8 protein-coding genes, 3 tRNA genes and 3 rRNA genes are annotated in these 11,933 nt (G+C 50.8%); 11 read left to right on the top strand and 3 right to left on the bottom strand.

Annotated features, from left to right (window positions below; genetic code table 11):
- Nucleotide 1: 1 nt before the first annotated feature.
- Entirely contained in the window at nt 2-694 is a 693-nt protein-coding gene (locus tag QUF14_RS22955) for a FadR/GntR family transcriptional regulator (protein ID WP_001131177.1), read from the bottom strand.
- A gap of 479 nt (nt 695-1,173) precedes the next feature.
- Between QUF14_RS22955 and QUF14_RS22960 the strand changes: the two genes are divergently transcribed.
- The 6 genes from QUF14_RS22960 to QUF14_RS22985 all read left to right on the top strand — a co-directional run bounded on the left by QUF14_RS22960 (nt 1,174) and on the right by QUF14_RS22985 (nt 6,487).
- A 16S ribosomal RNA gene (locus QUF14_RS22960) occupies nt 1,174-2,715 on the top strand.
- 171 nt (nt 2,716-2,886) lie between these two features.
- Nucleotides 2,887-2,962, top strand: a tRNA-Glu gene (locus QUF14_RS22965).
- Nucleotides 2,963-3,156: 194 nt separating this feature from the next.
- Nucleotides 3,157-6,061 (top strand): 23S ribosomal RNA (locus QUF14_RS22970).
- A gap of 95 nt (nt 6,062-6,156) precedes the next feature.
- Nucleotides 6,157-6,272: ribosomal RNA gene (rrf, locus tag QUF14_RS22975) — 5S ribosomal RNA — on the top strand.
- Together the 16S, 23S and 5S rRNA genes with 3 tRNA genes alongside form the textbook arrangement of a ribosomal RNA operon.
- A gap of 54 nt (nt 6,273-6,326) precedes the next feature.
- Nucleotides 6,327-6,403 (top strand) — tRNA-Asp (locus QUF14_RS22980).
- An 8-nt stretch (nt 6,404-6,411) separates the two neighbouring features.
- Nucleotides 6,412-6,487, top strand: a tRNA-Trp gene (locus tag QUF14_RS22985).
- 95 nt (nt 6,488-6,582) lie between these two features.
- Here QUF14_RS22985 and hdfR read toward each other — a convergent pair.
- Nucleotides 6,583-7,422, bottom strand: a complete 840-nt coding sequence (gene hdfR / locus QUF14_RS22990) for an HTH-type transcriptional regulator HdfR (RefSeq protein WP_000379254.1) — start codon at nt 7,420-7,422, stop codon at nt 6,583-6,585.
- A 118-nt stretch (nt 7,423-7,540) separates the two neighbouring features.
- Here hdfR and maoP point away from each other — a divergent pair, with 118 nt between their 5' ends.
- Nucleotides 7,541-7,879 carry a macrodomain Ori organization protein MaoP gene (gene maoP / locus QUF14_RS22995; RefSeq protein WP_000841001.1) on the top strand — a complete coding sequence of 113 codons (339 nt, stop codon included), beginning with the start codon at nt 7,541-7,543 and terminating at the stop codon, nt 7,877-7,879.
- A 24-nt stretch (nt 7,880-7,903) separates the two neighbouring features.
- Here the strand turns inward: maoP and QUF14_RS23000 are convergent, their stop codons facing one another.
- Complete coding sequence (locus QUF14_RS23000; RefSeq protein ID WP_000058977.1) at nt 7,904-9,424, bottom strand: YifB family Mg chelatase-like AAA ATPase; 1,521 nt, start codon at nt 9,422-9,424, stop codon at nt 7,904-7,906.
- A gap of 352 nt (nt 9,425-9,776) precedes the next feature.
- Here QUF14_RS23000 and ilvL point away from each other — a divergent pair, with 352 nt between their 5' ends.
- The 4 genes from ilvL to ilvM all read left to right on the top strand — a co-directional run bounded on the left by ilvL (nt 9,777) and on the right by ilvM (nt 11,921).
- Nucleotides 9,777-9,875, top strand: a complete 99-nt coding sequence (gene ilvL, locus QUF14_RS23005) for an ilv operon leader peptide (RefSeq protein WP_001311244.1) — start codon at nt 9,777-9,779, stop codon at nt 9,873-9,875.
- 86 nt (nt 9,876-9,961) lie between these two features.
- Nucleotides 9,962-10,012, top strand: a complete 51-nt coding sequence (ilvX, locus tag QUF14_RS23010; RefSeq protein ID WP_100733800.1) for a peptide IlvX — start codon at nt 9,962-9,964, stop codon at nt 10,010-10,012.
- 2 nt (nt 10,013-10,014) lie between these two features.
- Entirely contained in the window at nt 10,015-11,661 is a 1,647-nt protein-coding gene (gene ilvG / locus QUF14_RS23015) for an acetolactate synthase 2 catalytic subunit (RefSeq protein ID WP_001012586.1), read from the top strand.
- Entirely contained in the window at nt 11,658-11,921 is a 264-nt protein-coding gene (gene ilvM / locus QUF14_RS23020; protein WP_000983255.1) for an acetolactate synthase 2 small subunit, read from the top strand. Before ilvG ends, ilvM begins: the two co-directional genes overlap by 4 nt.
- Nucleotides 11,922-11,933: the final 12 nt, after the last annotated feature.

Consider the following 11,933-nt stretch of genomic DNA (forward strand, 5'->3'; position numbering starts at 1 on the left):
GTCACTTATCAGGTGAGCGTAGCAGCGCCTGACAAGCTTTAAATGCCGCGTCGCCATCGCTTTGGATAATCGCATCAACAATCGCCTGGTGCAGATCCAGCTTTATCACTGTGTCGCTGGTAATTGACGTGAAGTAAGTGTGATAAACCGAATGGAAGAGCGAGGCGAATGAGGTCAAAAACGGATTGGCGCTCATTTCATAGATATGCTCATGCCAGGCCATATCGACCTCAATCCAGCGTTCACGGCGAAAGTTCTCTTTTAATGCCACCATTTCGGCCATTAACGTATTGAGATGCGCCTTCTGTTCCGCGGTGCCAACCGTTGCAGCCAGTAGGCAAGCTTGCGGCTCCAGACAGATACGCATAACCAGAAAGTGATCGATGACCTGATGAAAGTTCTCTTCTGTCATCCACCAGGTAAGCAATTCCTGATCAAGAAAATTCCAGTTTGATTGTGGCATGACCCGGGTACCAATTCGTGGTCGCGGTAAAACCATCCCTTTTGCCGTTAACGTTTTAACCGCTTCGCGTACCGCTGTACGACTCACTCCAAATTGCTCGCCCAGCTCAATCTCACCAGGCAAAATGGTGCCGGGTTCATATTCACCTTTTAAGATCCGTTGCGCCAGCTTCTCAGCCAGAACATACGAAAGGTTTTTCTGTGCAGCTAACTGTTGTGCGCTTAAAGGCATTACTAATCTTCCTTTTTCTTTTTATTCCTCCTTAGTATGCCACCAGGAAGTGTGATTACGGTTGCAAAAACGGCAAATTGCTTGTTTTATGGCACATTAACGGGGTTTTTGCTGAAAAAATGCGCGGTCGGAAAATTATTTTAAATTTCCTCTTGTCAGGCCGGAATAACTCCCTATAATGCGCCACCACTGACACGGAACAACGGCAAACAAGCCGCCGGGTCAGCGAGGTTCTCCTGAGAATCTCGACAGAGAAAAGCAAAAAAATGCTTGACTCTGTAGCGGGAAAGCGTATTATGCACACCCCGCGCCGCTGAGAAAAAGCGAAGCGGCACTGCTCTTTAACAATTTATCAGACAATCTGTGTGGGCACTCGAAGATACGGATTCTTAACGTCGCAAGACGAAAAATGAATACCAAGTCTCAAGAGTGAACACGTAATTCATTACGAAGTTTAATTCTTTGAGCATCAAACTTTTAAATTGAAGAGTTTGATCATGGCTCAGATTGAACGCTGGCGGCAGGCCTAACACATGCAAGTCGAACGGTAACAGGAATCAGCTTGCTGATTTGCTGACGAGTGGCGGACGGGTGAGTAATGTCTGGGAAACTGCCTGATGGAGGGGGATAACTACTGGAAACGGTAGCTAATACCGCATAACGTCGCAAGACCAAAGAGGGGGACCTTCGGGCCTCTTGCCATCGGATGTGCCCAGATGGGATTAGCTAGTAGGTGGGGTAACGGCTCACCTAGGCGACGATCCCTAGCTGGTCTGAGAGGATGACCAGCCACACTGGAACTGAGACACGGTCCAGACTCCTACGGGAGGCAGCAGTGGGGAATATTGCACAATGGGCGCAAGCCTGATGCAGCCATGCCGCGTGTATGAAGAAGGCCTTCGGGTTGTAAAGTACTTTCAGCGGGGAGGAAGGGAGTAAAGTTAATACCTTTGCTCATTGACGTTACCCGCAGAAGAAGCACCGGCTAACTCCGTGCCAGCAGCCGCGGTAATACGGAGGGTGCAAGCGTTAATCGGAATTACTGGGCGTAAAGCGCACGCAGGCGGTTTGTTAAGTCAGATGTGAAATCCCCGGGCTCAACCTGGGAACTGCATCTGATACTGGCAAGCTTGAGTCTCGTAGAGGGGGGTAGAATTCCAGGTGTAGCGGTGAAATGCGTAGAGATCTGGAGGAATACCGGTGGCGAAGGCGGCCCCCTGGACGAAGACTGACGCTCAGGTGCGAAAGCGTGGGGAGCAAACAGGATTAGATACCCTGGTAGTCCACGCCGTAAACGATGTCGACTTGGAGGTTGTGCCCTTGAGGCGTGGCTTCCGGAGCTAACGCGTTAAGTCGACCGCCTGGGGAGTACGGCCGCAAGGTTAAAACTCAAATGAATTGACGGGGGCCCGCACAAGCGGTGGAGCATGTGGTTTAATTCGATGCAACGCGAAGAACCTTACCTGGTCTTGACATCCACGGAAGTTTTCAGAGATGAGAATGTGCCTTCGGGAACCGTGAGACAGGTGCTGCATGGCTGTCGTCAGCTCGTGTTGTGAAATGTTGGGTTAAGTCCCGCAACGAGCGCAACCCTTATCCTTTGTTGCCAGCGGTCCGGCCGGGAACTCAAAGGAGACTGCCAGTGATAAACTGGAGGAAGGTGGGGATGACGTCAAGTCATCATGGCCCTTACGACCAGGGCTACACACGTGCTACAATGGCGCATACAAAGAGAAGCGACCTCGCGAGAGCAAGCGGACCTCATAAAGTGCGTCGTAGTCCGGATTGGAGTCTGCAACTCGACTCCATGAAGTCGGAATCGCTAGTAATCGTGGATCAGAATGCCACGGTGAATACGTTCCCGGGCCTTGTACACACCGCCCGTCACACCATGGGAGTGGGTTGCAAAAGAAGTAGGTAGCTTAACCTTCGGGAGGGCGCTTACCACTTTGTGATTCATGACTGGGGTGAAGTCGTAACAAGGTAACCGTAGGGGAACCTGCGGTTGGATCACCTCCTTACCTTAAAGAACTGTACTTTGCAGTGCTCACACAGATTGTCTGATGAAAAGTGAATAGCAAGGCGTTTACGCGTTGGGAGTGAGGCTGAAGAGAATAAGGCCGTTCGCTTTCTATTAATGAAAGCTCACCCTACACGAAAATATCACGCAGCGCGTGATAAGCAATTTTCGTGTCCCCTTCGTCTAGAGGCCCAGGACACCGCCCTTTCACGGCGGTAACAGGGGTTCGAATCCCCTAGGGGACGCCACTTGCTGGTTTGTGAGTGAAAGTCGCCGACCTTAATATCGTTAAAGATGACTTACGAGTCATGTTTAAGATATTTGCTCTTTAAAAATCTGGATCAAGCTGAAAATTGAAACACTGAACAACGAGAGTTGTTCGTGAGTCTCTCAAATTTTCGCAACACGATGATGAATCGAAAGAAACATTTTCGGGTTGTGAGGTTAAGCGACTAAGCGTACACGGTGGATGCCCTGGCAGTCAGAGGCGATGAAGGACGTGCTAATCTGCGATAAGCGTCGGTAAGGTGATATGAACCGTTATAACCGGCGATTTCCGAATGGGGAAACCCAGTGTGATTCGTCACACTATCATTAACTGAATCCATAGGTTAATGAGGCGAACCGGGGGAACTGAAACATCTAAGTACCCCGAGGAAAAGAAATCAACCGAGATTCCCCCAGTAGCGGCGAGCGAACGGGGAGGAGCCCAGAGCCTGAATCAGTGTGTGTGTTAGTGGAAGCGTCTGGAAAGGCGCGCGATACAGGGTGACAGCCCCGTACACAAAAATGCACATATTGTGAGCTCGATGAGTAGGGCGGGACACGTGGTATCCTGTCTGAATATGGGGGGACCATCCTCCAAGGCTAAATACTCCTGACTGACCGATAGTGAACCAGTACCGTGAGGGAAAGGCGAAAAGAACCCCGGCGAGGGGAGTGAAAAAGAACCTGAAACCGTGTACGTACAAGCAGTGGGAGCCTCTTTATGGGGTGACTGCGTACCTTTTGTATAATGGGTCAGCGACTTATATTCTGTAGCAAGGTTAACCGAATAGGGGAGCCGAAGGGAAACCGAGTCTTAACTGGGCGTTAAGTTGCAGGGTATAGACCCGAAACCCGGTGATCTAGCCATGGGCAGGTTGAAGGTTGGGTAACACTAACTGGAGGACCGAACCGACTAATGTTGAAAAATTAGCGGATGACTTGTGGCTGGGGGTGAAAGGCCAATCAAACCGGGAGATAGCTGGTTCTCCCCGAAAGCTATTTAGGTAGCGCCTCGTGAATTCATCTCCGGGGGTAGAGCACTGTTTCGGCAAGGGGGTCATCCCGACTTACCAACCCGATGCAAACTGCGAATACCGGAGAATGTTATCACGGGAGACACACGGCGGGTGCTAACGTCCGTCGTGAAGAGGGAAACAACCCAGACCGCCAGCTAAGGTCCCAAAGTCATGGTTAAGTGGGAAACGATGTGGGAAGGCCCAGACAGCCAGGATGTTGGCTTAGAAGCAGCCATCATTTAAAGAAAGCGTAATAGCTCACTGGTCGAGTCGGCCTGCGCGGAAGATGTAACGGGGCTAAACCATGCACCGAAGCTGCGGCAGCGACGCTTATGCGTTGTTGGGTAGGGGAGCGTTCTGTAAGCCTGCGAAGGTGTACTGTGAGGTATGCTGGAGGTATCAGAAGTGCGAATGCTGACATAAGTAACGATAAAGCGGGTGAAAAGCCCGCTCGCCGGAAGACCAAGGGTTCCTGTCCAACGTTAATCGGGGCAGGGTGAGTCGACCCCTAAGGCGAGGCCGAAAGGCGTAGTCGATGGGAAACAGGTTAATATTCCTGTACTTGGTGTTACTGCGAAGGGGGGACGGAGAAGGCTATGTTGGCCGGGCGACGGTTGTCCCGGTTTAAGCGTGTAGGCTGGTTTTCCAGGCAAATCCGGAAAATCAAGGCTGAGGCGTGATGACGAGGCACTACGGTGCTGAAGCAACAAATGCCCTGCTTCCAGGAAAAGCCTCTAAGCATCAGGTAACATCGAATCGTACCCCAAACCGACACAGGTGGTCAGGTAGAGAATACCAAGGCGCTTGAGAGAACTCGGGTGAAGGAACTAGGCAAAATGGTGCCGTAACTTCGGGAGAAGGCACGCTGATATGTAGGTGAAGCGACTTGCTCGTGGAGCTGAAATCAGTCGAAGATACCAGCTGGCTGCAACTGTTTATTAAAAACACAGCACTGTGCAAACACGAAAGTGGACGTATACGGTGTGACGCCTGCCCGGTGCCGGAAGGTTAATTGATGGGGTTAGCGGTAACGCGAAGCTCTTGATCGAAGCCCCGGTAAACGGCGGCCGTAACTATAACGGTCCTAAGGTAGCGAAATTCCTTGTCGGGTAAGTTCCGACCTGCACGAATGGCGTAATGATGGCCAGGCTGTCTCCACCCGAGACTCAGTGAAATTGAACTCGCTGTGAAGATGCAGTGTACCCGCGGCAAGACGGAAAGACCCCGTGAACCTTTACTATAGCTTGACACTGAACATTGAGCCTTGATGTGTAGGATAGGTGGGAGGCTTTGAAGTGTGGACGCCAGTCTGCATGGAGCCGACCTTGAAATACCACCCTTTAATGTTTGATGTTCTAACGTTGGCCCGTAATCCGGGTTGCGGACAGTGTCTGGTGGGTAGTTTGACTGGGGCGGTCTCCTCCTAAAGAGTAACGGAGGAGCACGAAGGTTGGCTAATCCTGGTCGGACATCAGGAGGTTAGTGCAATGGCATAAGCCAGCTTGACTGCGAGCGTGACGGCGCGAGCAGGTGCGAAAGCAGGTCATAGTGATCCGGTGGTTCTGAATGGAAGGGCCATCGCTCAACGGATAAAAGGTACTCCGGGGATAACAGGCTGATACCGCCCAAGAGTTCATATCGACGGCGGTGTTTGGCACCTCGATGTCGGCTCATCACATCCTGGGGCTGAAGTAGGTCCCAAGGGTATGGCTGTTCGCCATTTAAAGTGGTACGCGAGCTGGGTTTAGAACGTCGTGAGACAGTTCGGTCCCTATCTGCCGTGGGCGCTGGAGAACTGAGGGGGGCTGCTCCTAGTACGAGAGGACCGGAGTGGACGCATCACTGGTGTTCGGGTTGTCATGCCAATGGCACTGCCCGGTAGCTAAATGCGGAAGAGATAAGTGCTGAAAGCATCTAAGCACGAAACTTGCCCCGAGATGAGTTCTCCCTGACCCTTTAAGGGTCCTGAAGGAACGTTGAAGACGACGACGTTGATAGGCCGGGTGTGTAAGCGCAGCGATGCGTTGAGCTAACCGGTACTAATGAACCGTGAGGCTTAACCTTACAACGCCGAAGATGTTTTGGCGGATTGAGAGAAGATTTTCAGCCTGATACAGATTAAATCAGAACGCAGAAGCGGTCTGATGAAACAGAATTTGCCTGGCGGCCGTAGCGCGGTGGTCCCACCTGACCCCATGCCGAACTCAGAAGTGAAACGCCGTAGCGCCGATGGTAGTGTGGGGTCTCCCCATGCGAGAGTAGGGAACTGCCAGGCATCAAATTAAGCAGTAAGCCGGTCATAAAACCGGTGGTTGTAAAAGAATTCGGTGGAGCGGTAGTTCAGTCGGTTAGAATACCTGCCTGTCACGCAGGGGGTCGCGGGTTCGAGTCCCGTCCGTTCCGCCACCCTAATTAGGGGCGTAGTTCAATTGGTAGAGCACCGGTCTCCAAAACCGGGTGTTGGGAGTTCGAGTCTCTCCGCCCCTGCCAGAAATCATCCTTAGCGAAAGCTAAGGATTTTTTTTGTCTGTAATAACCCTCTCCGAAGTAAATCTTTCCACCGGCATCCTTGCCAGTCATTCTGATTAATACACTTCATCCAGCACGTTAATTTTCAATAGATCACGAATCAACGCATTTTTATCGCTATTTTGCAGCCATATAGCATAAAGCGGCCGTGAAAGTGTTGTGCTATCGACAACGGTATGCAGACCGCCTTTTTTACGCGCCCAGCTGACTGGTAGCCAGGTGCAACCATTAAGCATCGCAATCTGTTGCTGTGCCAGTTCAGCTGAACTCGTTGTCAGAATGGGAACTTCGTCAGCACCGATCAAACCTGCCTCATGCTGTTGAAAATCTGGCCCCCACTCTAATCGCAGATAGTTTAGATCTCCCTTTAGTTTAGAAGGGGCACTGGTATAAAGCGCTAAAGTGAAATACCCCAACAACTGACTGCTAAATTCGTCCATTTTGGGTGCTTCAGTAGTAATAAGAAGATCAAGCTGGCGTTCATGCAGCTGTTTTACCAGAGACTGCCGTTGGGCAATTCGCGCTTCGAACTGTAAACCTGTATGGGTATCCTGGTTTTGATACAAGCGTCCCAACCACTGATTAAGCATACATTCCCACAACGAGGCGCTGGCACCGATAGAAAACTCATTATGTCGTGAGGTATGCGCCACCTCCTTACGGGCGGCCTGCCAGGTACTCATGAGCGTTTCTGCATAGGGCAGTAGCTTTTCACCGGCAGCGGTTAAACGGATATTGTTTCTGTGGCGGGTGAAAAGGTTCACACCCAGTTGATTTTCCAGTTGTCTGATTCGAAAGCTCACTGCTGACTGGGTCAGATAGAGCGATTCAGCCGCTCGACCAAAGTGACGCGTTCGGCTAACTTCCAGGAAAGTTTTTAACAATTCCGTATCCACAGTGCTCTCCGCAAAATTATTTGTCGTTATGATTTAAATGTTTTGTTTTACACTCTGTCAAGCGTAACTAATACTCCGCGCCATAACTAGCTCGGTCAAAGAATTAGGAGCGTGCAGGATGGCGGAAAGCTTTACGACGACTAATCGATATTTCGACAATAAACATTATCCACGTGGATTCTCTCGTCATGGTGATTTCACCATCAAAGAGGCACAACTGCTTGAGCGTCATGGTTATGCCTTCAATGAGCTGGATCTCGGCAAACGCGAGCCGGTTACCGAGGAAGAGAAACTCTTCGTAGCAGTATGCCGCGGCGAACGTGAGCCAGTGACAGAAGCAGAACGCGTGTGGTCCAAGTATATGACGCGTATCAAGCGTCCAAAACGTTTTCACACCCTTTCCGGTGGTAAACCGCAGGTTGAAGGTGCTGAAGACTACACCGATTCTGACGATTAATAAAAAGGGCGAAATGCCCTTTTTTTATGTCAGTAGTTTTTGCAGATGGATGAGCAAACGGTCAATGGCACGATAGCTAACTGCCTCCTGCAAATGCTGACGTGTGATAATGTCGGACTGATCAATATCAGCAATGGTTCGTGCAACTTTCAGTAACCGCTGCCAGGCACGAATCGATAACCCCAGATGGATCAGCGTTTCTTCCAGCCACTGCGCATCTTCGCTCTCAAGCTTGCAGAATTGGCGTATTTCCGGACTATCCAGCCAGGCATTCAGTTTATTCTGCCGCTTAAATTGGCGCTCTCTGGCGGCCATTACGCGTTGTTTAACGGTGGCGCTGCTTTCTCCCGGCACTACCGTTTTACTCAAAATGCCGGGTGGCGGTAATGGGATCTCCAGTGAGAGATCGAAGCGGTCGAGAAAGGGACCAGAGAGTCGGTTGAGATAACGCAGCGTTTGCTCTGGTGTGCAGCGGTTATGGTTTCCCTGATAATGTCCGGTAGGGCTGGGATTCATCGCCGCGACAAGCTGGAAACGGGCTGGATAGGTTATTTTTGCTCGCGTGCGTGAAAGATGGATCTGCCCGGATTCAATCGGCTCTCGCAAGGCATCCAGTGTACGCCGTTCAAATTCAGGTAGCTCATCAAGAAAAAGCACGCCGTTATGCGCCAGCGAAATTTCACCAGGCCCTGGAATTGCACCACCGCCCACCATCGCAGTTAACGACGCACTGTGATGAGGTGAGCGGAACGGGCGCTGCCGCCATTGTTTTTGTACTGATTCAGCATTTACCAGACTTAATATCGCAGCGCTCTCCAGTGCCTCTTCATTGCTTAAATCTGGCAACAGGCCATTAATACGGCTGGCGAGCATTGTTTTACCTGTTCCCGGCGGTCCAATCAGTAAAAGGTTGTGTCCGCCAGCGGCGGTAATTTCCAGTCCTCGCTTTCCTTGCTCCTGACCGACAACATCACTGAGATCATGTTGTAGCGCCCGGGATACTGCATCAGTTGGTTTCGGGCGTTCGAGAGCGTGCTTACCTTCCAGAAACGCACAGACAGCCTGCAGATGATCGGCTATCAGGCATCCTTCACCGTTAATTAGCCCCACTTCATCTTCGTTATCTTTCGCGACGATAATTTTTCTGCCCGACTTAATGGCTTCAGTTGCACTGGAGATTGCGCCGGGAACGCCACGTAGAGCGCCTGTAAGCGCCAGTTCTCCGACTAATTCATATTCATCTAACTTATTGGCTGTAAGCTGTTCTGAGGCCGCCAGCAACGCAATAGCGATAGGCAAATCATATCGTCCCCCTTCTTTTGGCAGATCGGCTGGAGCAAGGTTGATGGTGATTTTTTTCGCCGGATATTCATATCCGCTATTGATAATGGCGCTGCGCACGCGATCGCGAGCTTCTTTTACCGTTGTTTCTGGTAAGCCCACCATCGTTAAGCCGGGTAGACCTTTACTGATATGTACCTCAACAGTGATTGGGGGCGCATTTACTCCCAGGGCTGCGCGGGTATGAACAATTGACAGTGACATAAGCCCTCCTTGAGTCGCCATTATGTGCATAAGATATCGCTGCTGTAGCCCGCTAATTCGTGAATTTTAGTGGCTGATTCCTGTTTATTTGTGCAAGTGAAGTTGAGTTGTTCTGGCGGTGGAACGATGCTCGCAAAAATGCAGTGGACAAAGGATTAACTACGAGGAAGGGAACAACATTCATACTGAAATTGAATTTTTTTCACTCACTGTTTTCTTTTTAAAAAACAACAATTTCTATTGAAATTATTAAAGGCATCATAAAAATCGGCCAAAAAATATCTTGTGCTATTCGCAAAATCTATGGTAACTCTTTAGGCATTCCTTCGAACAAGATGCAAGAAAAGACAAAATGACAGCCCTTCTACGAGTGATTAGCCTGGTCGTGATTAGCGTGGTGGTGATTATTATCCCACCGTGCGGGGCTGCACTTGGACGAGGAAAGGCTTAGAGATCAAGCCTTAACGAACTAAGACCCCCGCACCGAAAGGTCCGGGGGTTTTTTTTGACCTTAAAAACATAACCGAGGAGCAGACAATGAATAACAGCACAAAATTCTGTTTCTCAAGATTCAGGACGGAGAACTAACTATGAATGGCGCACAGTGGGTGGTACATGCGTTGCGGGCACAAGGTGTGAATACCGTTTTCGGTTATCCGGGTGGCGCAATTATGCCGGTTTACGATGCATTGTATGACGGCGGCGTGGAGCACTTGCTGTGCCGGCATGAGCAGGGCGCGGCAATGGCGGCTATCGGTTATGCCCGTGCTACCGGCAAAACTGGCGTATGTATCGCCACATCTGGTCCGGGCGCAACCAACCTGATAACCGGGCTTGCGGACGCGCTGTTAGATTCCATCCCCGTTGTTGCTATCACCGGTCAGGTATCCGCACCGTTTATCGGCACTGACGCATTTCAGGAGGTGGATATTCTGGGGTTGTCGTTAGCCTGCACCAAGCACAGTTTCCTGGTGCAATCACTGGAAGAGTTACCGCGTATCATGGCCGAAGCGTTTGACGTCGCCAGCTCTGGTCGTCCTGGTCCGGTTTTGGTCGATATTCCAAAAGATATCCAGTTAGCCAGCGGCGATCTGGAACCCTGGTTCACCACCGTTGAAAACGAAGTGACTTTCCCACATGCCGAAGTCGAGCAAGCGCGCCAGATGTTGGCAAAAGCGCAAAAACCGATGCTGTACGTTGGCGGTGGCGTGGGTATGGCGCAGGCAGTTCCTGCATTACGAGAATTTCTCTCTGCCACAAAAATGCCTGCCACCTGCACGCTGAAAGGACTTGGCGCAGTTGATGCGGATTATCCGTACTATCTGGGCATGCTGGGGATGCACGGCACCAAAGCGGCGAACTTTGCGGTGCAGGAATGTGACTTGTTGATCGCCGTGGGTGCACGTTTTGATGACCGGGTAACTGGCAAACTGAACACCTTCGCACCACACGCCAGTGTTATCCATATGGATATCGACCCGGCAGAAATGAACAAGCTGCGTCAGGCGCATGTGGCATTGCAGGGTGATTTAAATGCTCTGTTACCGGCATTACGACAGCCGTTGAATATCAATGACTGGCAGCAACACTGCGCGCAGCTGCTTGATGAACATGCATGGCGTTACAACCATCCCGGTGATGCTATCTACGCGCCGTTGTTGTTAAAACAACTGTCGGATCGTAAACCTGAAGATTGTGTAGTAACCACAGATGTAGGGCAGCACCAGATGTGGGCCGCGCAGCACATCGTCCACACTCGCCCGGAAAATTTCATCACTTCAAGCGGATTAGGCACCATGGGGTTTGGTTTACCGGCAGCGGTTGGTGCGCAAGTTGCGCGACCGAACGATACCGTCGTCTGTATCTCCGGTGACGGCTCTTTCATGATGAATGTGCAAGAGCTGGGCACCGTAAAACGCAAGCAATTACCGTTGAAAATTGTCTTACTCGATAACCAACGGTTAGGGATGGTTCGACAATGGCAGCAACTGTTTTTCCAGGAACGATATAGCGAAACCACCCTTACCGATAATCCCGATTTCCTCATGTTAGCCAGCGCCTTCGGCATCCCTGGCCAACACATCACCCGTAAAGACCAGGTTGAAGCGGCACTCGACACCATGCTGAACAGTGATGGGCCATACCTGCTTCATGTCTCAATCGACGAACTTGAGAACGTCTGGCCGCTGGTGCCGCCTGGCGCCAGTAATTCAGAAATGTTGGAGAAATTATCATGATGCAACATCAGGTCAATGTATCGGCTCGCTTCAATCCGGAAACCTTAGAACGTGTTTTACGCGTGGTGCGTCATCGTGGTTTCCACGTCTGCTCAATGAATATGGCCGCCGCCAGCGATGCACAAAATATAAATATCGAATTGACCGTTGCCAGCCCACGGTCGGTCGACTTACTGTTTAGTCAGTTAAATAAACTGGTGGACGTCGCACACGTTGCCATCTGCCAGAGCACAACCACATCACAACAAATCCGCGCCTGAGCGCAAAAGGAA

The sequence above is a fragment of the Escherichia sp. HH091_1A genome, assembly GCF_030295175.1.
Classification (GTDB): domain Bacteria; phylum Pseudomonadota; class Gammaproteobacteria; order Enterobacterales; family Enterobacteriaceae; genus Escherichia; species Escherichia coli_F.

Coding starts and splice junctions, on each gene's coding strand:
- QUF14_RS22955 (WP_001131177.1), bottom strand. CDS start 694: ATGCCTTTAAGCGCACAACAGTTAGCTGCACAGAAAAACCTTTCGTAT.
- maoP (WP_000841001.1), top strand. CDS start 7,541: ATGGCGGAAAGCTTTACGACGACTAATCGATATTTCGACAATAAACAT.
- QUF14_RS23000 (WP_000058977.1), bottom strand. CDS start 9,424: ATGTCACTGTCAATTGTTCATACCCGCGCAGCCCTGGGAGTAAATGCG.
- ilvL (WP_001311244.1), top strand. CDS start 9,777: ATGACAGCCCTTCTACGAGTGATTAGCCTGGTCGTGATTAGCGTGGTG.
- ilvG (WP_001012586.1), top strand. CDS start 10,015: ATGAATGGCGCACAGTGGGTGGTACATGCGTTGCGGGCACAAGGTGTG.
- ilvM (WP_000983255.1), top strand. CDS start 11,658: ATGATGCAACATCAGGTCAATGTATCGGCTCGCTTCAATCCGGAAACC.